Raw genomic sequence first — 22,416 nt, 5'->3', positions numbered from 1 at the left:
ATGCGAGTCAAAAACGATCATCCAAACACAACTGAACGTCCGCAACAGGTTCAACAGAGGCCAGTCAACCAAATCTCAGAAGAGCTCGAATCTCGCTTTAATAATGCACTTAAGCCAACGCAAGCAGAGAGCGAACATGAGTCAGAGACCTCTCGCTTATTCGCTGCTGTATTGAACGCAGATAAGCTCGATGGCATGAAGCACAAAGGCAAGGTCAGCAGTTCTATTCCTGATGCGGGGAAAGAGCAGATCGAGGGTGGCCAAGAGCACCCTGAAAACTTGAAAGATCAGCCTGCTAATGAGAAGTCAGACGCTGGTTTGCACCCAGAAAAGCCAAGTCACGATCTCTCAGAAAGAGAAACCGTGCAGGTAATGGACAACAAAGATAAAAACGAAGAGAGCCATAGCGAGGCTTCAGAGCGCCCTACGAAAGAGCCACATTCAGATACTGCCAAACCCGTAAAGCCACACTCTCTAATCGAGCAGTCGTTAGGAAGTAAAGAAGCGGATAAATCACAGCTGTTGCCTTCTAATTCCGCGGCAGAAAAAGACTCGAACAATAAGCAAGTCAGCTCGGTAAGCACGGCACCATTAGATAATGGTTCGTCTCGTGCTCCTAAAATACCGATGACCAGCTTGCCTAACGCTCTAAAGGATCAGGTATTACCGATTCAGACTGACCAAGCCAATCTGCGGAACAAAGCTGAGCCATCAACCGTGCAGAGTGTGCTGCAAGGTCAACTGCATAAATTGGATGCAGCGGCTCACAAACTCGACCCAACCACAAAAGACGCTACTGCTATTGTGGACTCGAAAATTGTCGACTCGAAAGCCGCATTGTCCGCACTTGAAGAGAAGGTTAAGCCGGTGAAGCACATCGAACAGCGTCATCTAAGTTCAGAGTCGGACGCTAAGCTTCACCCGACGGGCAACCTAAGCCAATCGACAGCGCAAGGCGACGTCATCCTTAAAAACGTAGAGACACACGCACCCCAGAACAGAGCTCAAGACGTAAACGAATTGATTAATAAGTTAGTCGACAAAATCTACGTGTCTCTTCCTTCAGCAAACGAGAAAGAAGTTCGCCTGCTTCTGAATGAAGGCCAATTAAAAGGCGGCGAGATCTCCATCAAGCAGGACAGTTCTGGCTACAGCGTGCTGATTAAGCAAGAGCACGCTCTTTCGCTGATCAACCAAACGGCTAAGCAAGAGTTGACCGAGCGTCTGCAACGTTTAGGCATCGACCAACCAATTCGAATTGCAGTCAGCGAACAGATGAACCAACAACAAGACCAACAACGCTCACGACAACAACGCAGCATTTACGATGAATGGAAGCCTGAGGACGAATGATGATATTAGATTTCCCAAAGGTCGAACCTTCAAGCATCGCGCTGAGCAATCAACTGTGCGCAAAACAGTGCCACTTTCAAGATAGTCAGAGCAATAGCTTATCGGTCACGCTTGGCCAAAAACCGGAGTTTTCTGGCTATCGTTTAATGCTACTCATTGGTGGGCAAACCATTCAAATCGATTTCAGCGGTGCGCAATTACAGCAATGGTTACATGGCATTCTTGACTCGACGGCATTTGAATCACTGCCAAACTCATTGCAATTGGCGCTGCTCAGTAGCCAAATTGAGCCCTACACCGACGTGATTAAGCGCTTATTTGGACAACTTCCGGTATTGAGCAAGTTGCAAGTTCATGAGCAGCCTACACCAGAAGAAAACGTGTTGATGCTCACAATCAATCGCGATGATGTCTCTCTTAGCCTGTGGGTCCATGAAGGTCGAGATGTGTTGATTGACACTCTGCCACAAGCGACCTCTTACCTGAGCCAAAACATCGCACTGCCCTTCTGGTTGAGCTTTGGAAAAACGCGTTTGGCGCTCAGTCAATTTGAGCAACTGGCACTGGGCGATGTGGTGTTTTTCGATGATTGCTACATCGCGCAACACCAAGTGCTGCTTCAGGTCTCGAATCAGAACCTTTGGCGATGCCAACTCGACAATACGACACTCCATATCCAAAAAAAAGAAACCAATATGAACGATATCAACAGCTCTGAAGCACTTACCGACCACCAGCAATTGCCAATTGAACTGACTTTCGATGTTGGTCAGCAAACCATTACTTTAGAACAACTTAACGCACTGCAACCAGGGTTTATCTTTGAGCTTAACCAACCAATTTCTAACCCAGTCACCATGCGAGCAAACGGAAAAATCATTGGGGAATGCGAGCTTGTGAACATCAATGAACGCTTGGGTGTGCGCGTGCTCGAGCTGTTTGGCGGCAGTCAGGAGCCAGCATGATCCAGTTACCTGATGAACTGAACCTCATCGTCACACTTGCCCTTCTTGCTCTGGTTCCTTTCATTGCAATGATGGCGACCTCCTTCGTTAAACTGGCCGTGGTTTTCTCTCTGCTAAGAAATGCACTAGGTGTACAACAGATTCCACCCAATATGGCCTTGTACGGATTGGCGATCATTCTGTCGATCTTCATCATGGCGCCAGTAGGGTTTGAAACCTATGACTACGTGACCCAGCACGAAATCTCACTTGAAGATTCAGAGAGCATCGAAGGTTTAATCGAAAGTGGATTGCAGCCGTATCGTGAGTTTTTAAAAAAGCACATCCGTGAAACTGAATCGGTCTTTTTTACCGATGCAGCAAGAACCTTGTGGCCACAAAAGTACGTCGACCGTTTAGAGTCAGACAGCTTATTGTTGTTGCTCCCCGCTTTTACCGTGAGTGAGCTCACTAGAGCGTTTGAGATTGGCTTCTTGTTGTACCTGCCATTCATCGCTATCGATCTGATCGTATCCAACATCTTGCTGGCAATGGGCATGATGATGGTCTCGCCAATGACCATCTCACTGCCATTCAAGTTGTTGCTCTTTGTGTTGCTAGACGGTTGGACCAAGTTGACCCATGGCCTAGTGCTCAGTTACGGATAATGAGGAGAGAAGCATGAATCCGGCTGAAATCATCCACTTCACCACTCAGGCTCTAACGCTTGTTCTGTTCTTGTCGCTGCCACCGATTTTGGTTGCGGCACTTGTCGGTACCTTGGTCTCTCTCGTCCAAGCGCTAACACAAGTACAAGAACAGACGTTAGGCTTTGTCGTCAAACTGATCGCCGTCATCATTACCCTATTTGTTACCACACAATGGCTGGGCGCCGAGCTGCATTCATTTGCCACGTTGACCTTGGATAAAATCCCGCAAATACGATGAGTTACGATGATTTGCACCAAGCCCTGTTCCTATACAGCTTGACGCTCCCTAGGCTAATGGCTTGCTTTATATTTTTGCCGATCTTAAACAAGCAAATGCTGGGTGGTACCTTGGTAAGAAATGGTGTTTTGTGCTCGCTTGCACTGTTTATCTTCCCAATGATCAACCAACAAGACCTGCCCGCAGAAACGGATGGGATTTGGTTGATGGTCATCTTAGGCAAAGAGGTGTTATTGGGTATGCTGATTGGCTTTGTTGCAGCAATCCCTTTTTGGGCTATTGAGGCAGCAGGCTTTTTGGTGGATAACCAACGTGGTGCTGCGATGGCAAGTATGTTTAACCCCACTCTCGGCTCTCAGTCAACGCCAACGGCCGTGCTATTGACTCAAACTCTGATCACCTTGTTCTTCTCCGGTGGTGGCTTTGTCGCTTTTATTTATGCACTGTTTAACAGCTATGCGTCGTGGCCTGTGATTAGCTTTTTCCCAACCGTCACTGAGGAATGGGTGCACTTTTTCTACGCTCAGTTCGAGCAACTTATGTGGCTTGGCGTTTTGATGTCTGCGCCTTTGGTTTTAGCCATGTTCCTTGCCGAGTTTGGACTCGCGCTGATTAGCCGCTTCGCCCCACAGCTGAACGTTTTCTCTTTAGCCATGCCGATCAAAAGTGCCATTGCCAGCGTGCTATTGATTGTTTATTTGGCATTGATGATGGACCACTTTCAAGCCCTTTTCTCTGAAATCGTACTTTTCAGAGAACAGCTCAATACCATTTGGTAATAACAGACAGGAAGAGCAATGAGCGGAGAAAAAACAGAACTCCCCACCCCGAAAAAACTTCGGGATGCCCGGCAAAAAGGGCAAGTCGCCAAAAGTCAGGAAGTCGTCTCATCGGCGTTAATCCTAGCCCTAATTGCCGTCTTATTTGCCTTTGCTGACTACTATATGTCGCACATCTCTGCCCTACTTTTGTTACCTAGTGAGTTGGCTTATCAAGGGTTTCAGGATGCGTTGCTTGACGTAGCCATCGCTATTGCCAAAGAAATGGTCTACCTACTAGCACCGATCCTGATCGTGGCGGCATTGATTGCCATCATGTCGAACATGGGGCAATTCGGCTTGCTATTTAGTGGTGAATCCGTCAAACCAGATATCAAAAAGATCAACCCCGTCGAAGGGGCGAAACGAATTTTCTCGCTAAAGAGCATCATTGAGTTTATTAAGTCAATTCTTAAAGTCTCGCTCCTTTCCTGCATCATTTGGGTAACACTGAAAGGCAACTTAAACACGCTACTGCAAATCCCGACATGCGGATTAGAGTGTGTACCGACCATCACCGGCGTATTGGTGAAACAACTCATGATCATCTCTTCCGTCGGCTTTATTGTGATTGCAGCTGCCGATTACGCTTACCAAAAGTTCGACCACACCAAGCAACTAAAGATGACTAAAGACGAAGTTAAACGCGAATATAAAGAGATGGAGGGCAGCCCGGAAATCAAGAGTAAGCGTCGTCAGTTACACCAAGAGCTGCAAGCTTCGAACCAAAGAGATAACGTTAAACGTTCGAATGTGTTGGTCACGAACCCAACCCACATCGCTATTGGTTTGTACTACAAAAAGGGCGAAACACCGCTGCCTGTGATAACCCTTAAAGAAACCGATGCGATGGCGAAACGTATGATCGCGATAGCCCACGAAGAAGGCATCCCTGTGATGCAAAAAGTGCCGCTCGCACGTGCCCTTTATGCCGATGGTCAATTAAACCAATACATTCCTGGCGATCTTATTGAAGCCACCGCCGAGATCCTGCGTTGGGTTGCGTCTCTTGAGCAGTAAGAGGAATAACGGGAAACGGATTTATTTTGTCTTTATAGGAACAGGCATTGGCACTGTTTTTTAAGGAATTTAACTGAACACAAAGGGAGCTTACGCTCCCTTTTGCTTTTCTTCTTAACTACGATTTAGCCGCGAGCTTTTAAACTCAACGGATTAAACCCAGCCTTCTGCTAAGTACATCAATCTTAACTGGCTTGGTGAGCCTAGCTTCTCTAACGCTAATAATTGCCCTTCACTCAGGTTCGGGCTTTTATCCAAGTACACTCGTCCATTTTCTGCATCGAGAGGCAGTTTGTAGGTCAAGGTCTTATTGATGTCCTGTGCCTTACCTTGATCAATGGCTCGGACGGCTGGCATCAACCAGTCCCAATCTTCACTAAGCAGTTTCTTAAACGCACCATTCGCCACGGATTCAGTTTGACTTGGAGCATCTTCCACACTCAGTTTAAGCATAGGATCGACATCTGGCACCAAGTGTTCACTGGCTTCAGAGCCCAGCATCTTCTTGAGCGTTAAGCGCGCTGTTTCCATTTCCTGTGCTTCTTTCGGCGCTTGAGGAGACGTCATCGACTTGTCCTCTTTTGGGCCTAAATACGCCATCAAAGCACGTACTGACGCGGAATCTTGCATACTAAAGGTAAAGTCTCCTTTGCTGTTAGACACTTCAATACGTGGTAGCACACCAGACATGGGATCTTGACGAAACACCTCTTGAGCTTCGTTATTCAAACCATACGAGCCCGCTTGACCTGCCACAAAACCAGAACCACTGATTAAGCCTGATGCCGCAGCACTGCCCAATGCTTCTTTTGCAACAGGAAGCACACCCGCCGTCCCCACAGAGTTGACTCCAAAAGCACCAAGACTGCCTGTAGCCATCCCTAATGTTGCTGTAACAGCACCTTCAGTCGACAAGGTGGCGTGTCCGTGTGCTAAGGCTTGTTGCATCGGCAACGCAAGTCTCTGATCACGACCGGGCAGTTGCGCAATTTGATCCAATTGATGATGGTAAGCCTCTGCATCGCCATTTACCGCTGCTTTGTGCAACTCACGACCTGTCGCCACCAGCAATCCAACGCCCGGCAAGGCAAGGTTAATCGCCGCATTCACACCAGTGCCTTTGAGCTTATCTTTTGCCATCTCAAGCAACTCTGCCCCAAAGCCGTCCATTTTTCCTGGATATTGATTTTCGATGCTCACCTGTAAGCGAGGATCGTGACTGATCGAATCAAACGTACCTTTGAGGTTTTCATAAGCGCTACCGTCAATCTTAACCTCTTCCAACAAGTTCACTACTTCAAGGATCTTTCGTTCCGTCAGCGGTTCACCTCGGTACCCTGATGGGCTGACAAGGGAGAAAGCTAACAATGCCGTCTCTGGCTTTTCTTGTTTTAATAACGCCTGCTTTAAATCAAGATGAGTCTTAATATTTTCTTGAAAGTACTTTGGGTATTTTGAGCGCAGTAAATGTTCACTCACTGCTGCAAATTTTTGCCCTTTATGGAAAGTCGACGGCTCTTTTACCTTGCCACGCTTGCTAATCACTCGGTCATCTTTTTGCGCCGCAACAGAACGAAATTGGTCTAAGTTAGGAACCGGGCTTTGGCTGATTTTATTCGTTGGATTTACCATGGATGAACTCCTTAGACTCGAAGGGTCTGTACGTGAGATAGCTGTGTGTTGGGTAATGGAGTGATGTCTTGGTCTAGCATCGCAAATCGGGCTTGCCAGAGCTGAGCTTGCTCATTGAGCGCATGGAACCAAGTTGACAAACTCGCGGCATCTAAGTGCTCTATTGGCTTCCTGCCCGCGAGAACAAGCTGCCTGCCATTTGGTGTCAGTGACAGGGTTAGGCCCCCTTCTGCAATGGCGAAGTAATTGGCATGAGCTATGAGCTCAAGACCTTTCACCCTTAGTTCACCATTTTTTTTGAGTCCACCAAAAGCCACGGAAAGAATAAGATCATGATTATCTGTTGCGCTAAAGTAAATCACGTAACGGTCATCAACTAATAACTGACAGCGACCTTCTTCAGAAAAGTTCAGTGGCGGTAGCTCATTTATCTCACAAAACTCATTTAATAGAACTTGTAGTGTATTCATTGCAACTCCTCAATTTACTCTCTCTAGTAAAACGTAAATAGAAAGTTTGCGATGTCGAAATTAGCTTTTATTTTGTTGTTTTCCATTACCTCTCGTGAACTACTGCACAAAATAATAGAAATAAATACTTAAATAAAACCTAGCGGAGTGAATATAAAAATTCGTTTTAAACAAGCTATTTAAAGATAAGAATCCGCCAATAAGTTCAATTGATTAATCCAAGGGTGAAACATCAAAACTATTAATGAAAAAACTTATTACTTCGGTTTCACACTTCAATGTTAATATATATAACTCACAACGAAAAAGAGCGACTTTCGCCGCTCTAAATATGGTGAGGATATTTACTTAATCCCGTGAAGGCTAAGCTCTGCACTTAAAGCAAGAGGCGTAAATGCATCATTTCTCAACTCAGCAATCGCATACAGCATACGTCCCATACGACCGTTACCATCCGTGAAGCCATGGTAGCCAATCACACCAGCAAACAACTGTTTTCCAAGGTCTTTATCTGCCACTGAGTTTTCTTTCAAAAAGCCCTCTATGTGCTGTTTTAGCATGCCTTCACCACCAATGCTTGATGGAAGTGCGCCACCAGCCGTCGCTGGGCCTCGGTAATCTCTTTCAATATTCGGCACCGCTCGCGCATGAAGCTCTTTTAAGTTATCCATGTTCAGCAAGTCTTTATCATTGGCCGCGTACTCTTTAAGAAGCGCGGTAATATTATCAGCATCGTTTCCTTTCGAAGTCGATGCGTTAATGATCCAAGCCGCCGCGCGTTCAAGATTGTTCGTCGTGCCCGTTTTATTGAATTTCTCTTCTGCTAGCGAATCGGCATAAACACCCGAACTCAAATCTGTGTTTGCCAAACCTTCAATATGTGCTTGTGCCGCTTTTAAGTTCTTAACCTCGGTTTCAAATACAACTTCCAAGCCCATCGCGGTATTTGGGTTGTTCTTCACGCCCATCGCACCGCCACCAAAAGCTTTAACAACTTTGCCAGCTAATGCTTTTGTTGAACCCTCACCAATTTGTGACTTCAAGTCCTGTCCTGATTTCGTATCCAATAGCGCTTCTGACATCGCGCGCTCAGCCAATTGGTTAAGTTCACCACTGTCTGACTTAATCGCCTGAGCATCAAGTCGGCTAAAGGCATTTAACACATCGGCCGGAGTTTTAATGCTGGCATCTTTAAACAGCATTTGACCGTGCTCAACAGAAGAACTGGTTTGCAAGCGCTGAGCTTGTCCAAGTTCATTATCGAATACCGATTTCGTAATCGCTTTCGCTACTGAGTCTGTGTTGCCTTCTCTAAAAAGCTTACCCGTTGCTTCAAAGAATCGAGCGACTGCACTATTACTTGGGTTTGAACGAACAAACTGCTGAGTATCTGCATCGACCTTATATTCCTTGCCACCAACATTGAGTTTGCCTTCATTGAGAATATCATTTCGCGCTTGCGGCATTGCGGCTTGTAGCGCACTTACGTTTCCAAAACTAATCATCATTTATACCCTTAGTGTGGCAAATTGAGCCGCATCTATTGTCTGTGTTTGTTCTTGCATCGCTTGCTCCTGCGGGCTTGCTGACAGCTTTAACCAATCAACAAATTGAGCAATCGACGTTTCAAAATATGTCTCGGTTAACATCGTTTGATGAATGTGAATAAAACCGATGTAGCCAGCACCTTCATCCCAACATACGTAGGGCTCATCTTTGGTTAATGCCGCCTTCATGTGTTGAAAATAAACATCGGGCTGTGGTTTCTCACCGGAAATTAAGCCAATAAGCGTCAGCTTCTCTTCATTTGTTCGAAGTGTAATCGCCACTTCGTTATCAATAATTAAGCGACAACAGCCTTCTTCATCAAATTCCAGCGTTTCTATTTGGCAACGCTTTGCAAAGTCGTTTAGAAGGGTCGATATAAATCCGTTGACCATCTGGTTTACATTCCTATTTTTGTATTTACATCTCTGCGGTTTAGATAAGAGCAGAGTATTGGCTGATGGAGTGATTATGCTGAATTCGGATGGGGGAATATGCTAGATATGGTCGGCTTTTTTTCATTTTAAGCCGTTTAGAACAAGGCATATGATGACCTAAAAAAAGCCCAGCATAGCTGGACTTACGGAGAACGAAAATAAACGCGTTAAGGCTGCATCTGCTGGCGTTCGCTCAATTGCTTGGTGATGGCATGCTTGAGTGCTTGTAGCTGCCCGTCGATGCTCGCATCAATAATACCGACCTCGGTCTCCAATATGCAGCCGCCGTTTTTTAAACGTGCATCGGCAATGACTTCAACGTACCCCACTTCAGGGAAATCACTGAGTATGGAGGAAACCTTCTCCCGCACTTCAGTAACCTGCTCTGGGTGTACGTGCAGAATCACTTGCTTCTGGTTACTGACAAGTTGGAGCGCCTCTCTCACGACACTTGCAGTGGTATCCACATCATCAAAGCTGTTGATGATCTTTCTGACGGCATCGAGCACAACGCCTGTCATTTTTTGCTCGACCTGCAAATAGTACTCGTTGCATCGAGCAAGTGTTGCCAGCATGGTTTCGGCGTTCTCGATCTTCGCTTGATCGATGCCGTCCTGATAACCTCGCTGCCTCTCTAGCTCATAGGCTTCGTCCGCTTTCGCAATGATACTTTCTGCTTTTGAGTGCGCCGCCTCAACCAAATGCTGCGAATCTAAGTAACTCACATAGTCTTTTGCTTTGAGCACTTTTAAGCCCGGCGCCAATTGCAAGTTGTCGGTTTTTATTTCAACAAATGAAACCATTGAGGAATTACCTGTTTTGCGATTTTCTTGATAAGTCGATATGCGAGATCACGATGCGCGTCATCCAGCCAATCTGCACTGCGATCCGTTAGCGTCAGTTGACGATCGAGCTTAAATTGCCATCGTTGTACTAACTCTGATGGTGACTTTGCCAGTAAGAACGTGACCCATAAATAACCCAGCTCTCGGGCTGTCTTTTCAAAGCTTTTTTCATCAAGGCTGGTTGGCAGTGGCTTTTGCCAACCGCTGGGCCAGTTGGAAATCATCATCGGTCCTTGTTGGATCAAAAAACGCGTTTCATCCACCCCAAAGACCTGATTAAGACATTGTTTAGGTTGCTTTAGCACCACTTGGCGCATCGCTTGGCAATGCATGATTCCGCCAATCATCAACAGCAGTCGATTTGTTGCCTCTACAGGCAGTAAAGCCAGACTGTTGTATGGATGATTAAAAGCATGGTCCGTAATTGGCGACAACGCCCAGTCTTCAATACACCACTGATTGATGGCCGCTTGGTCTCTCCAGCCTTGGAGTTTTAACAACCAAGGCTGTTTTTCCATTACCCAACTTTCGTCAATATAACTGCAAGGGCAATAGTTAAACTGATGCTGAATTTGGGAAACTGGCGTTTCGGAATTAACCACGTTTCACGTTCCTGCGGCACCAAGCAAACGTTGCTGCGTTAGAGCCAATGATCAGCAGTACCAAGAAAACAAGGATAGCAATCAGATGGCTTGCGGTGTCTTTGGTCACTTGAATCGACAGAATGCTTTCGAATTGATTACCTTGAGACGTCACGCGAACTTCCGAAGATGGCACCATCACCACGCTAATACGATCGTAGTTCAACCCTTCGATACTGTTGTTTACTAACAGCTTAATTTGAGGAACATAAGAGTCCAACGCCACATCCGCTGCATGTTTGATAAACACAGATGCCGATGCTGGCGTTGGGCGCTCACCAGGACGAAGATTTTGGTCTTCAAGTACCACGTGAACGCGAGCGACCAACACACCATCAATTTGTGACAATGTGGACGACAGCTCTTGCGATTTCGCGTAAATAAGTCTCGCTCGCTCGGCAAGCGGAGACGAAATCAGATCGTCTTTCGGGAAGACTTCTTTTAGTGTCGAGAACTGCTCTCTTGGGTAACCTTTGCGCTTAAGCGCATCAACCGCAAACGCAATTTGTGCGTTATCTACCATCAACTTGACGGTGTTGTCTTTATCCGGTTCTTTGGTGGCGACGACACCTTCAGAAAGTAAGATTGACAACATTTCGTTACCTTCTTTCTGGCTCACACCGGTGTAAAGTTCGGTCTGACAACCCACCAAAAATAGAACCAGTAACATGCTTACTGCACGCATTGTTTTTCTTGTGATGACTGACTTCATTGTGACTACTGTGCCTTTAACAGTGTTTCTACGTTTTGCGTCGTTTTACCTACCGTCTTGGCGATCAGTTCCTCTTGAAAGGTAATTCGAGTCAACGCCCATTGCATTTGCAAAAGCTGAGCAGGATCGTCACCCACCATTTTCATACTGTCGGTTAAACTGCTTTTTGCGTTATCGATGGTATTTTTCAGTTCGCTAATGTTTTCTAACAAACCACCTTCTAAACCATTGTTTCCTTCCGGGGCCAACATCGCTTGCTCGAAACGTTCGCTAAGCCCATCCTGAGCTTGCGCATCTTGCACTTGCTCTAGATTCGTCTGCATGACTTCGGTGTATTGCGTATTGATCATCTGCGTTCCTATGAGAGCTCTAGTTTGTGGCTGTAAGTCAGCATGTTTTTGACCATTGAGTTGATTTGTATAACAAAGCTCAACTCTTCCCGAACCATGTCTAACAATGGCTCTTGATCAGGAATGTCTTTCAACTCGGCCCAGCTATGCCAAAGTGCTTGTTCCTTTTGCGCCCCCAGAGGGAAATGCTCAGACAGCAGCACTTTTAGCTCCTCACGGTCTTTTGGAGGATCGGCCAGCAAACGTCCTGAAAAGCTGCCCAGTAACTCTTGTTCGAGTGAAGCCAGTAGTTCTGGTGACGCTTTATCGGTGCCTTTTACGCTTCTTTCCTGGCTAAGCGCATACCACAACGCCTCTTTCTGCTCGCTTGGAGAAGTAAGTGCTCCGTCAAGTGAGCGGCTAAGAGCCGTTGAGCTAAAGTTTCCGGAACTCTTGAGCGCTTCATACCACTCTTTAATTGCCGTCACTTTGGCCTCAGACTGAGAGACGATGTCCGTGCTTTTTTGCACTGGCGATATGCTCTTGTTTGATGAATTGCTGTCTGATGCACTGTTGTCTGATGCACTTTCACTCATCAAACGGTTCATCTTGTTTGCCTCGTGCAGATCAACTCTGGATGGCTGCTGAACCTGACTGAGTACATAGTTGAGCGAGTTGTTTTCAACCTTCATTAAAGGTTCCTGATATCCTGAGAGAAGCTCGTTGCAAAGGCTTGGTTTTCTTCACTGCCTTTTGAAGCCATCGCCAGCCAAGATTCCGCTTTACTCGCTAACCCTGCTTTACCCGCCGCCAGAGCCGCTAAGCAGACTAAGTCAGGAGAGTTCACGCACATCGGTTCAAGCAGGCGATGCGCCTCTTCGTAGCGACCACGATTCATCAAACTCATAGAGCGAATCATTGCCACGACTTCTTCGGTATCCCCTTGGGATTCAAGGCAAGACGCAATCGTCTCTGCCTCTTCGTGGCGATGCATACCAGTTGCCATCAAAGCCGTTTCGGCCAGCAGCAAACGCATGTCTTTTTCCATAACTTACACCTTCTGCAGAATCGACTGCATCACATCCTTGATAGCACGAGTCGTGGTCGCATTGATGTTGTAAACCACCGACCATTTGTTGATCGTGTGCTGCAATTCAGCCAGCTTTGACGGGTCATCAGCGTTGGTTTCTAGGTTTTTGATCGCTTCATTCACGGCTTCATTCGCCGCTTTTGCTTGTTCTTCTAGTTTCGCTTTAACATCATCGAGATAAACACTGTTACTCGCATCGTAAAATGACATAGGTATCGCCTCTTGTTTATTTATTGCATTCGACAGTTTCAATCACAGCTAAGGCCGCTTGATACGCCTCATGCTGTTTGAGTAGCAACTGATATTCTTGGGGAGCACAGCCAAGATCGAGCTGGCGCTTAACTGCAGATTGCGCTTGCTTGAACTTGAGGATAATGGCTTCTTTCTGCTCCTGCCCCGAGTCGCTTTGTAGTAGTTGTTCAAGATTTGTCATTGGTATTTCCACCTTCATACCCTAGATCGATCGTGATCACTCGCCCGCCTTTCACAAGCTCTATTCCTGCTGGGGTGACGCTAGAAATGCGATACCCTTGAGGGGTGCGTGCCCCAACCATGTAACGAACATTGTCCGTAAGAATCACATAAGGGACTTGACCGAAGTTCACGCTACGAAACGGAAAATCGATGTTGGTTCCCTTGCTTACTTTCGGAATGGACTTCAAAACCAAGTAAGGTTTCTCGCCATACTGCTCACGGAAATCCCTCGTAACGCCATAGAAGCGAGTGGTCTCGATGTCATCCAACTCACCGCGTACTTCAATACGATCGCCACTTGTTACTAACTGAACTTTCTTTAATAACTCAGCTTTTTCAAGCAAGGCTTTGAGCGTATCCATATAGGCGCCCGCTCTTTGCAGTTCGACCTTCCAAGCGACCAACCCCGGGACATCACGTTCTAATATCTGCTCGACTTGGCTCCAACGGCTCGCATCATCAATGTACCCCGTTAAGAGCAGCGTGCCGGTCTCTTCACCATTTTCAACTTTGACTTGGTGATAACCGAGGTTACGCAAGATAAAGCGCACGCCGCGACGAATCTCTTCCATGGTTCGCAGGTCACTTTTGTAGTTGATCCCTAACTCGTCAATTCTTCCCAGCAGTTGCAGTTTTGCTGTTCTGTCTTCGACATACCCTTCCAGTACTGCTTGCCTTGCCGTGGCATTCCATTCAACTCGCACATCATCGAGCTTTAATTCGCTCAGAATATTGCGCACCAAAACGATGGGCTCCGCTTCAGTAATAGCATCGCTGTCGCTGGCTCGGATTTGGCTATACCAAACACCGGCAAATATCACACTTGGGATCAGGCTACACATCAAGCCGATCAAGACCGTTCTCTTCCAACCTGACGACGGTTTATGACTGACCGGTGCCACATGTTTATCTGCGGCTTCCGTTGCAATATCGATAACCAAGTCGTCTTCAAGATGTCCCACCGCAAAGTTTAAGCGGCCAACCGACACCAAGGCGTTACGCGATAATTTAAACCCATCAGCGTCAACGGTAACGCTCTCGTTATTGATCGAGACCTCATCGCAATCACGCAGTAAGACGGTTTCGCCATCGCATACCAATACAAGGTGACTCGCCTTGATGTCCGAATCGGTCAACACAAGATCGGCGGTAAAGTCATCGCTCCCCAACACCAATGAATCATTGGGTAAGGTCACCTCTACTCCGGCATGAACACCAGAGAGAATACGAATTTTCCATTGCTGCATTGAGGCTATTGCTCCTCTAATGGTCGAACGCAATGGTTCTCTGAGCCATCACACTCTTTGATTTGCACTCGCCATCCTTTTTGCCCTGAAGGCAGCTCGCATTGTGATAACAGCGAAGATTTGCCCTGTGACAATAGATCTTGTTGATGACGCTCCGCTTGTACTTGAGATGTACAGCTGTAGAGCGCGAGTGCCGATTTCAGATCTGCACTGTTATTTGAAATATTGTTCAAGGTGCCGAGCTTCGGCCTCAAGTCATACTCATTACCGATAAGCACGTTGTCGCCAATGCCATCGACAACAATTCTCGGCTCAATAATGAACATGCGCACCGTTCTTCTGGTGGTATCGGTCGTACTTCTAAACAAGGCACCAAGGTATGGGATGTCCCCTAACAAAGGCACTTTACGCAGTTGATGACTGATTTCATCACGGTATACACCACCGATGAGTAGGCTCTGACCTTGCTTCACGGTCGCTAACGTGCTGATCTCTGTTTTTCGGATAGATGGCACATCATCAACACCGCCATCTGGAATTTGCGCACCATCTTCAAGATGCAAACTCAGGTTGATTTCAGGTCTTTCAACAAATCGGTCTCCGACGATGCGTGGGACGATACGCAGTAAGGTGCCGTAGGTCACTTCTTCAAGCGCTGCAGTTTCTTTACCAATCAACTTGACGTAGAACGAGCTGCTGTTGTTTAGGACCGCTTCAACGTTTTCTTGAGTTAGCAAAGTCGGTCGAGACACGACTTGAGCGCTACCTTGAGATTCCAACAAACGAATTTGAGCCAACAAGTAGTTTAAGTTGGTCGCATCAAGCAGTGACTTAAAAGTCTGCCCGCTACCTAGCGTCACATCACCACCATCAACGTCACCCGTGGTTTTGATGTCTAAAATACTGTTGTTACCGACCTCAATACCCGCTCGCCAATCCACACCCAGTTGGCTCAAATCGTTCGCGCTGATATCGACAATAGAGAGTGCCACTTCAATTCGTGACTGTGGCTGATCCAACTGAGCGACTAACTTGCGGTACAAAGGCAGGCGCGCTTGCGTATCACGCACTATGATGGCGTTTAAACCTGGCTCTGCTTCAACCGACGCACCGCCGTGTACAGAAACATTCTTCGTCGTGGTTGCAGCCGTATTGCTGTCCGCTTCTTCACTCTCTTTAGTTGCCTTGATCTGAGTTTGAACACCCGACAATACTCGGCTCAATACCGATGCAATGCCCGGTACCGTCACCGCTTGATCGCGATAAGTGATTTCTCTGTCCGTCGCCGAGGCATATTTCAAAGGAATAATTTCAACAAACAGCTCATCAGTAGAGTTCGACTTTTGAACCAATCGGCTTTCCAGCGCTTCGGCCGTTTGCACAACCAAATCAACGTATCTGGGTGGCCCCGCTAAGTAAACCAGCCCTTTGTTCTCTGCCGCACGCCAACCGTAGCGAGAGTCCCAAATCCCTGTTGATATCAGAGTACTTCGTAGCTCACGGGCAGTAAGAAGTTCAAGCTGTAACAGTCGCGAACGGGTTTCCGTCGCTTTGTACACATGCAACACCGCGCCATCGAAATACCACATCAGGTTGTAGACCTGTGCTAGATAATCAAGAAACTCGGCTGGGTCTTCTGGCGTAAATCGACCACTAACTCGATCGTTTACCTTGTCACTGACCGACACCGAAACGCGATAGTTAGCGCCAAAGTTATTCAATAGTTCTTTTAAAGAGTCATTGTCGGCATAGTAACGAAACGGCTGATCAGGCCAATTCAACTCTGATGCGTGTAAAGGCAATGCCGCCAACAAACTCAAAGTACATGCAACAGACCAAACAAGTCGGCGTAGTTGTTTTTTTAAAACGGCAAGCATTATGGAATCCAAATACTGTGGCTGACGGTATGGTTAACGCGTTGGTGCTCTAGCACACCACTAAACTGCTCCACCAAATTCACATGCTGGGAGAGCTGGGCGCATAATGCTTCTGTGGTAACGCTTTCCATATTCATCTTTCCTTGCACAATCAACTGCTCGTTATCATTCACCGTCAGTGTGCTGCTCGTGTCGCGCAGTGTCTTCAAAGAGAGCTGCATACAATGTTTAAGCGTCTGCTCTTTTTGGTAATCGAGGTGCTGTTCAAACTGAAATGGGAGCACGGTTTCCCACAAGACCCATGATGAATGCTGCCGAATGTTAAGCAGCATCTGGTCGACTTCAATATCGTAGGAACCATTATTTGAGGCAATAAAATCCCCAACCCCAAGCGTTGCCGCGAGGGATTTCATCATTTGATCTAACATATTTAGCTCTATTTAAATCTGGCTGAGATGGTTACAAGCTTGACCGCACTGGTTACTCTGAATATCAAAATAGTAGTGATCCACATTGCCAACAGTGTGCATGTCTTGAAACCACTGCCAAATCTTCGCAACCGCATTTAAGTCGCTGTACACAAGGTCACAAGCGTCCCACACGTCGTTGAGTTCCGGCGCTTGCACTCGAGCTTCGCCACACCAGACTTTCCATTCAGAGATAAACTTATCTGAGGTCTCACCGTACTGAGATAAACCTTTGAGCTTATCAAGCGTTGGCTTCCACTCCTCTACCATGGCTCGGTGGGATTCAACCGCCTGATTTTGTTGTTCATTGAGAACATCAAGCTGCTCATACAATTCACTCTGCTGACTCTGAATCAATGCCAATTGCTGCTCTGCAAAAATCGCACTGTTCTCTTCTGTCGACAGCCTCAACCAGTAGTCTTTCTGAATACTCAGCTGATTGATCAACTGCTCTAGCTTTATGGTGTCATGTAACACCGTCTGATCTGTCTTTCGGTTCACCCATTCATTCAGGGTTAAATACATTGAAAGAATCAGCGTTTTAGGTGACGCCAAATTGAAGCGAAACCCTAATCGGCTGTTAATGTAATCCAGCCTTTGCTCAAAAGAGCTCAACACGTGATTATCACTCAGTTGCCCACCCACCTCGAGAAAGAGGCGCATGGCAAACCGGTCTAAAGAGGTACCAAACCTTTGATAGGTTTTCACCACTTGGCTTGCACATAAGCAATCAACGACATTGCGGTCAAGCAAACGTTGTAGCAAAGACAATTGTTCTGAACTCAGAACGTCTTCACTAAGAAGTTGTCGGTGATTGACATTAACAACATTGGGCACTTGCGATGATTGGGTTAAACCTTCGTATCTTGCGCCTCTCTGCAATACAGTGACCTTCCTTTGCGTCACAATGTTGTTAGGAAAAAGCGAACGGCGTCGCCAATGCAGCTTTTTCATTGGTGTTGTTCTCCGCATCTACTTCGAACAATCCAGAAGGAAGTAGAGGTAATAGTTTTGTTCGTTGTTACGCTGAGCATAATAGAGTTTACGCCAGTTGATGCCTTTCAAAATTAGTCAGAAAATTTTAGTCGTCAGACATTTCACTTAGCAATAGCGACTTGTTCATCCCCAGAACGTACACGACTTGGTGTCGTTCCAAAACGGCGTCGGTAGCTTTGCGTAAAGTAAGATTGGCTAGAAAAGCCCGCTTCCATTGCGACGTCGACAATGCTCATTTTGCTGGTAAGCAATAACTTATGGGCATGCAGCAAACGGCGCTCACTGATCCACGCTCTAGGAGAAACGCCATAGTGCTCATTAAAGAGCTCTTTAAACGTCGTCAGGCTCGCGCCAAACTCTTGAGCGTAGTCGGTCAGCTTCCACTCCTTCAGGTAATGGAGTTCCATAAAGCGACGCAGTCGGTCTGAGGTTTTGTTGGTCAGCTGTGATAATAACGCATACAGGTTCTCACCTTGCTCACCGTGGAGCAATAAGATGAGCATTTCCTCGTATTTTAAGCGCATGATGGTGTCAGGATAAGACTGCTCTTCTAGCGTCTTCATCCCTGATAAGGCCTGCTCTATCAACAAATTGAAAGTAAACGGGAATAATCCAGACTGAACGTTCTCAACTTTTGGTAACGACATCAGTAAATCACTGTGCTTTTGCAAAAATTGACTGACAAGTTCATTGTCGAATTCGATCACTGACGCCGTATATTGGCCATCTACTGGTGTGTATTCTAGTAAGTAATCCCCTTGAGAGAGATACACCCCACAACCAGCGACCACATCTAACGTGCAGTCCCCCGTCTGAACTCTCAATTGTCCATTGTGAACGACAACAATGTGAGACTGGCGAGAATGAAATACTTCATCGTATTTTTCATAGTAGCAAGCACTATGGATTTTTCGCGATAGCGAGTTGACCCTTTCTGTGTTTAGTTGGCCTAACACATCCATTTTCTACCCTTCATAATTCTAATTTCTCTAATCCCACTAGAGAAATGCCATAGCCTGACTCACACCCAATACGAAAACGTACACGCGGATGTGTAATCAAAACGATGTCAATTAAAGAAGCAAAGAAAAGAGCATAGGTGCGATAGCACGACCATACTCCCCGAATAAATTATAAATAGCTCAAAAACTGCCTGTAGCAGCAAAAAATAATCTTGGAAAAACGTCTCGATATTGTTATGTGATATTCTCGAGAATTAATAAGCTTTTGCTAAAGTTCAACTTATAACTAGTGATACTCAAACAACCAAAGCTCTTATTATATTAGAATAAATGAAAGTACTAATATTTAAGCCTACTTTCATTAATATTGGTATTTCCACAAAAAACGAAGTGTTTATTTTTAAACCGTTCTATCTAGCCAACTTCTCAGAAGCGGGGGATATAAACATAAAAATTGCAGTAAGTGCAACTGATATTCATATAAAGAAGCACTGAACCGATGACTTAAACCCAATAATAATTAGGGTTTAAGCGCTGAATTATTCGCTTCATTCAACTTAATTTTTTATTAAAATAGAAAAAATGAAAACGATTACTTTTCTAGTTATTATTGTAAGCTTCTAGTTTTAAGTCCTTATGTACTCTGCCTTGCGTAAAAATATAGCCTTCTTCTTTACTGGCTATGATTTTTCCTTGAGAACGTAACACTGCGCGGATCTTCATTTCACCCTTACCTGCTTGTATAGGCGCAATAACAAAAGAGTACTGCACAGGCAGCTGAACCCCCTGATATGTCTGCTTTGCGACTGTAATACACCGTTCTGTGGTTACTTGGCACACATCAATATCAACCGATGTACTCACGGGCGCAATATACTCATCAAAAGCCACCCACCCATACAGCACAGCTTGGGAAGAGCTCGCAAAGCCGCCGTTTGAGGAATTGTTGTGAGTGCAAGCATTCAAAAACAACAGGCTTAGCAACCCAATAAGCGTTCTAGATTTCACCGCGTACTCTATCTACTTATCTTTTTATTAAAAATGACAGTCGCAATTCTGGTACAGAAATATATAAAAGATCAACCTGTATTTTATAAATGACTCAAAAAATAAATTCTCAAAAATAAGAAACCATTAATTACACTGGATTTGATTTGTTTTAAAATTTGACATTAGTTCCAAGCACATAATCAAATATTATATAAGTGAAATTTATATGCACTAATGATATAAGCAACACCATCAATACTTTCTTTATTAACCTTATAGAAAAAACGTTTATATAAAAAAATCCAACCAATTTTGATAAACATCGAAATTCACTTGCCATAACTTCACCCTTAAAATTCTAAAAAGGATGACTTCTATGTCTGCGCGCCAAATCGTAGATGAGGTTTTACTTAAATTTGCTCATCAAATAGGGTTACCTAAATTACAGTTGATTGAAGACGAATTGGGTTTAGCTTTTGATGACAACTTAAGAGTGCATGTGATTTTTCACCCAACGACAGGGATGCTTCAATTAGAAGCTGAGATCGTCGATCTACAAATTGTTAATTCTGATCTTTACCGTTCTTTTATCGCATTCAACTACCATTGGTCTGAGCATCAATTGTTTTTTAGCTTAGATAACCACAGGCACAAGCTTTGTTTAAATAGACTGCTTCACGCAGAATCACTCGACTACGAACTGTTTGAAGATGCACTGGCTGAGCTGCTCACACAGAGCGAATCTTGGGAAGACTTGTTATCCGCCCACATCGCCATGGAAGCTTTGCCCTCTCAGCTTCAGAGCTCGGATTTAAGAGTTTAGGTAATCTATGTCCAATGACATCCAACCAACACAAAAGCAGTTATCTATCGATTGGGTCGAGAGCAATAGCCAGACTGAGTCTGTAAAGAAGGGAAACTTTTTAGGCAGAACCGTGGTGCAGATAAATCCAAACGAGCGAGAGCAAAACCGTACTAACTCAAAACTGGAGCTAGGCGAGACGCTTTCTATGCTTGCCAATACTGAGCTCTCCAACGCGATTTTAAGCTTTGAAAAAGACTCGAATACAGCACAAAGCCTGTTGAATAGAAAGGTCCAAGTGATCGCGACCAATAGGCCAATGCGCTAGGGGTAGACCTCACTTTGCAAGAAACGCAAAGCCCCGAGGTTTCGGGGCATTGCTACTTTCTTAAAGCAAAGATGTAAAGCAGTGATTAGCAAACATACACAACCAAATATAGAGAAACTATACGAAGTTATAACAATATCAGCCTCTTAGGAGAAATATATGCTAACAACCACCCACTCACGCAGGTGGTTTACGGTAAGAGTAAAAGTTCAATAAACTCTTGATATGACGAAACTAAGGGGTGAATCTTCTTGGCTTAGCACCATGCCTATCCCAAAAGCAACCTCGAGGGTCCCACTTACCAAAAGATGCTCCTACAGAAAACGCTGGAGACTCTATAGTGTCCAGGTTATGAGTCCACGTAGGCTGCTTAGAATAAGCAATAACAGGTCGACCTATCTCTGTCGCTAAATCTTGAGCTGCTCCTAGTTTTCCATAACAGCTTAACAAATGAACGGGAGATGTTGGTAAACCTTTATACAAATCAATCCCTTCGTTATTCTTCATGTGTTGTGCGAGTTGAGACCCCGTCAAAGCAGTAAGATTACTATAATCTGTCTCCCACTTATTAGTGACTGGGTCTTTATAGGCTCTTTCTCCCACATATACTTTACCATCTGGGTCACCGTGCAATAAAATCGCTTCTTCGCCTGTGTCACGAAAGTTATCAGTATATCCTCTAGGCCAAGGGCCGTAGGCCCCCTGTCCCTCTATACTCATGGGGTGCTTGGTATTACTTCTCATTGGTAAACGACGTTGGGTTGATCTACGAAATCTTGTAGTGCCCTGTCCTACACCATAACTTCCCAGCCCTACGATAGCACCAACACCAGCACTAATACCAGCTTGCTTAGTAGGCATACCCGTCGCAACATTCAGGCCAAACTCTGTAGCACTTGAAGTTATCGAATCTGCGATTGCTAAGCCCACTTTAACACCAGTCGTAGCTCCTTTTGCAGCTGTACCAAACCCACCACTAATAAGACCTAATGCCGCCCCAATACCTACTTGCTTCCAGTCAAAACTTTGACCAGAAGTTGCAGACCTGATACCTTCAGCAGCAGCCGATATTGTAGCACCGACAACCGCACCTACAATAGCACCAGTTATTATACTCAGTAATGCAAAGTGGCCACTGGGATCTGTCCTGTTTACTGGGTCACCAAGACAATAAGCGTAGGAATTTATACCACCTCTTCCGAATGGGCTAACGCTATCTGCTGAATGAAAACGCATAATCCTTGGATTGTACATTCTATAACCATTTCCTAGATGATAGCATCCGGTTACGGGGTCTCTCCGCTCACCGGTATAACCTATAGAGCTTGCTAGTAAGGGGTTTGAAGTTTGAGCTCGAACTTGCCTAGGTGCTAGCACGCCACCTCCCAGCGCTAAAGCACTGACAGCTGCAGATTTTTTCATGAATGAACGCCTTTCTTGGCTCAAAGGTATCATCGGCAGTACTTTATTAAATATATTCTTCTTCATT

Annotated in this window: 27 protein-coding genes; 8 read left to right on the top strand and 19 right to left on the bottom strand. The window is 45.5% G+C overall.

What is annotated here, in order from left to right; genetic code table 11:
• Genes L1076_RS11695 through sctU form a run of 6 tightly spaced genes read left to right on the top strand, consistent with a single transcriptional unit; the run spans nt 1 to nt 5,083 of the window.
• Nucleotides 1-1,353 carry a type III secretion system needle length determinant gene (locus tag L1076_RS11695; protein WP_237303646.1) on the top strand — a complete coding sequence of 451 codons (1,353 nt, stop codon included), beginning with the start codon at nt 1-3 and terminating at the stop codon, nt 1,351-1,353.
• The gene (gene sctQ, locus L1076_RS11690) at nt 1,353-2,318 is read left to right on the top strand and encodes a type III secretion system cytoplasmic ring protein SctQ (protein WP_237303772.1); all 966 of its coding nucleotides are present in this window, start codon (nt 1,353-1,355) and stop codon (nt 2,316-2,318) included. Before L1076_RS11695 ends, sctQ begins: the two co-directional genes overlap by 1 nt.
• Nucleotides 2,315-2,965 carry a SctR family type III secretion system export apparatus subunit VscR gene (gene vscR / locus L1076_RS11685; RefSeq protein ID WP_038866882.1) on the top strand — a complete coding sequence of 217 codons (651 nt, stop codon included), beginning with the start codon at nt 2,315-2,317 and terminating at the stop codon, nt 2,963-2,965. Before sctQ ends, vscR begins: the two co-directional genes overlap by 4 nt.
• A gap of 13 nt (nt 2,966-2,978) precedes the next feature.
• On the top strand, nt 2,979-3,245 hold the full coding sequence (vscS, locus tag L1076_RS11680) for a SctS family type III secretion system export apparatus subunit VscS (RefSeq protein ID WP_005426136.1): 267 nt from the start codon (nt 2,979-2,981) through the stop codon (nt 3,243-3,245).
• Nucleotides 3,242-4,024, top strand: a complete 783-nt coding sequence (gene sctT, locus L1076_RS11675) for a type III secretion system export apparatus subunit SctT (RefSeq protein WP_045424042.1) — start codon at nt 3,242-3,244, stop codon at nt 4,022-4,024. Before vscS ends, sctT begins: the two co-directional genes overlap by 4 nt.
• 18 nt (nt 4,025-4,042) lie before the next feature.
• A complete protein-coding gene (sctU, locus tag L1076_RS11670; RefSeq protein WP_237303645.1) occupies nt 4,043-5,083 on the top strand; it encodes a type III secretion system export apparatus subunit SctU in 1,041 nt (346 codons plus the stop codon).
• A 153-nt stretch (nt 5,084-5,236) separates the two neighbouring features.
• On the opposite strand, the gene L1076_RS11665 is transcribed toward sctU, so the two are convergent.
• The 18 genes from L1076_RS11665 to L1076_RS11580 all read right to left on the bottom strand — a co-directional run bounded on the left by L1076_RS11665 (nt 5,237) and on the right by L1076_RS11580 (nt 19,815).
• Entirely contained in the window at nt 5,237-6,715 is a 1,479-nt protein-coding gene (locus L1076_RS11665) for a cation transporter (protein WP_104034910.1), read from the bottom strand.
• An 11-nt stretch (nt 6,716-6,726) separates the two neighbouring features.
• Nucleotides 6,727-7,185, bottom strand: coding sequence for a CesT family type III secretion system chaperone (locus L1076_RS11660; RefSeq protein ID WP_237303644.1), 459 nt, complete (start codon nt 7,183-7,185; stop codon nt 6,727-6,729).
• A 344-nt stretch (nt 7,186-7,529) separates the two neighbouring features.
• Nucleotides 7,530-8,690 carry a VopS family T3SS effector adenosine monophosphate-protein transferase gene (locus L1076_RS11655; RefSeq protein WP_237303771.1) on the bottom strand — a complete coding sequence of 387 codons (1,161 nt, stop codon included), beginning with the start codon at nt 8,688-8,690 and terminating at the stop codon, nt 7,530-7,532.
• Between the two features lie 3 nt (nt 8,691-8,693).
• Entirely contained in the window at nt 8,694-9,125 is a 432-nt protein-coding gene (locus L1076_RS11650) for a CesT family type III secretion system chaperone (protein ID WP_237303643.1), read from the bottom strand.
• A 209-nt stretch (nt 9,126-9,334) separates the two neighbouring features.
• Nucleotides 9,335-9,970, bottom strand: coding sequence for an HrpE/YscL family type III secretion apparatus protein (locus L1076_RS11645; RefSeq protein WP_095759923.1), 636 nt, complete (start codon nt 9,968-9,970; stop codon nt 9,335-9,337).
• The gene (gene vscK / locus L1076_RS11640; RefSeq protein ID WP_038866862.1) at nt 9,949-10,614 is read right to left on the bottom strand and encodes a SctK family type III secretion system sorting platform protein VscK; all 666 of its coding nucleotides are present in this window, start codon (nt 10,612-10,614) and stop codon (nt 9,949-9,951) included. The genes L1076_RS11645 and vscK overlap by 22 nt, the downstream gene beginning before the upstream one ends.
• Nucleotides 10,607-11,353: a type III secretion inner membrane ring lipoprotein SctJ gene (sctJ, locus tag L1076_RS11635; protein ID WP_029388702.1), complete on the bottom strand. Its 747-nt coding sequence runs from the start codon at nt 11,351-11,353 to the stop codon at nt 10,607-10,609. The genes vscK and sctJ overlap by 8 nt, the downstream gene beginning before the upstream one ends.
• A 17-nt stretch (nt 11,354-11,370) precedes the next feature.
• Nucleotides 11,371-11,715, bottom strand: coding sequence for a type III secretion system inner rod subunit SctI (gene sctI / locus L1076_RS11630; RefSeq protein WP_005426285.1), 345 nt, complete (start codon nt 11,713-11,715; stop codon nt 11,371-11,373).
• A gap of 8 nt (nt 11,716-11,723) precedes the next feature.
• Nucleotides 11,724-12,386, bottom strand: coding sequence for a YopR family T3SS polymerization control protein (locus L1076_RS11625; RefSeq protein ID WP_237303642.1), 663 nt, complete (start codon nt 12,384-12,386; stop codon nt 11,724-11,726).
• Nucleotides 12,386-12,742 carry a YscG family type III secretion system chaperone gene (locus L1076_RS11620; RefSeq protein WP_038876023.1) on the bottom strand — a complete coding sequence of 119 codons (357 nt, stop codon included), beginning with the start codon at nt 12,740-12,742 and terminating at the stop codon, nt 12,386-12,388. The genes L1076_RS11625 and L1076_RS11620 overlap by 1 nt, the downstream gene beginning before the upstream one ends.
• A 3-nt stretch (nt 12,743-12,745) precedes the next feature.
• Nucleotides 12,746-12,994: a type III secretion system needle filament subunit SctF gene (sctF, locus tag L1076_RS11615; RefSeq protein ID WP_005426103.1), complete on the bottom strand. Its 249-nt coding sequence runs from the start codon at nt 12,992-12,994 to the stop codon at nt 12,746-12,748.
• 16 nt (nt 12,995-13,010) lie between these two features.
• Nucleotides 13,011-13,217 (bottom strand): EscE/YscE/SsaE family type III secretion system needle protein co-chaperone, encoded by a 207-nt coding sequence (locus L1076_RS11610; RefSeq protein ID WP_039975158.1) that lies wholly within the window; start codon nt 13,215-13,217, stop codon nt 13,011-13,013.
• Nucleotides 13,204-14,505, bottom strand: coding sequence for a type III secretion system inner membrane ring subunit SctD (gene sctD / locus L1076_RS11605; protein ID WP_237303641.1), 1,302 nt, complete (start codon nt 14,503-14,505; stop codon nt 13,204-13,206). The genes L1076_RS11610 and sctD overlap by 14 nt, the downstream gene beginning before the upstream one ends.
• A gap of 5 nt (nt 14,506-14,510) precedes the next feature.
• Nucleotides 14,511-16,382, bottom strand: a complete 1,872-nt coding sequence (gene sctC, locus L1076_RS11600) for a type III secretion system outer membrane ring subunit SctC (protein ID WP_237303640.1) — start codon at nt 16,380-16,382, stop codon at nt 14,511-14,513.
• Nucleotides 16,382-16,810, bottom strand: a complete 429-nt coding sequence (locus tag L1076_RS11595; protein WP_038866855.1) for a YscB family type III secretion system chaperone — start codon at nt 16,808-16,810, stop codon at nt 16,382-16,384. The genes sctC and L1076_RS11595 overlap by 1 nt, the downstream gene beginning before the upstream one ends.
• A 12-nt stretch (nt 16,811-16,822) precedes the next feature.
• Complete coding sequence (locus L1076_RS11590; protein WP_275424155.1) at nt 16,823-17,803, bottom strand: T3SS regulon anti-activator ExsD domain-containing protein; 981 nt, start codon at nt 17,801-17,803, stop codon at nt 16,823-16,825.
• 143 nt (nt 17,804-17,946) lie between these two features.
• A complete protein-coding gene (locus L1076_RS11585) occupies nt 17,947-18,807 on the bottom strand; it encodes an AraC family transcriptional regulator (RefSeq protein ID WP_061034974.1) in 861 nt (286 codons plus the stop codon).
• 600 nt (nt 18,808-19,407) lie between these two features.
• Nucleotides 19,408-19,815, bottom strand: a complete 408-nt coding sequence (locus L1076_RS11580; RefSeq protein WP_237303638.1) for a YscW family type III secretion system pilotin — start codon at nt 19,813-19,815, stop codon at nt 19,408-19,410.
• A gap of 358 nt (nt 19,816-20,173) precedes the next feature.
• On the opposite strand from L1076_RS11580, the gene L1076_RS11575 reads away from it, so the two are divergent.
• Together L1076_RS11575 and exsE2 are read left to right on the top strand one after the other, a co-directional pair.
• The gene (locus L1076_RS11575; protein ID WP_005537110.1) at nt 20,174-20,620 is read left to right on the top strand and encodes a CesT family type III secretion system chaperone; all 447 of its coding nucleotides are present in this window, start codon (nt 20,174-20,176) and stop codon (nt 20,618-20,620) included.
• A 7-nt stretch (nt 20,621-20,627) separates the two neighbouring features.
• On the top strand, nt 20,628-20,927 hold the full coding sequence (gene exsE2, locus L1076_RS11570; RefSeq protein ID WP_237303637.1) for a T3SS regulon translocated regulator ExsE2: 300 nt from the start codon (nt 20,628-20,630) through the stop codon (nt 20,925-20,927).
• Between the two features lie 234 nt (nt 20,928-21,161).
• Here the strand turns inward: exsE2 and L1076_RS11565 are convergent, their stop codons facing one another.
• Nucleotides 21,162-22,415, bottom strand: coding sequence for an RHS repeat-associated core domain-containing protein (locus L1076_RS11565; protein ID WP_237303636.1), 1,254 nt, complete (start codon nt 22,413-22,415; stop codon nt 21,162-21,164).
• Between the last annotated feature and the right edge of the window lies 1 nt (nt 22,416).

The sequence above is a fragment of the Vibrio sp. MMG023 genome (assembly GCF_021654215.1).
Taxonomy (GTDB): Bacteria; Pseudomonadota; Gammaproteobacteria; order Enterobacterales; family Vibrionaceae; genus Vibrio; species Vibrio jasicida.
The sequence above is the reverse complement of the archived record's forward strand: the minus strand, read 5'-3'. Positions and strand labels throughout refer to the sequence as shown.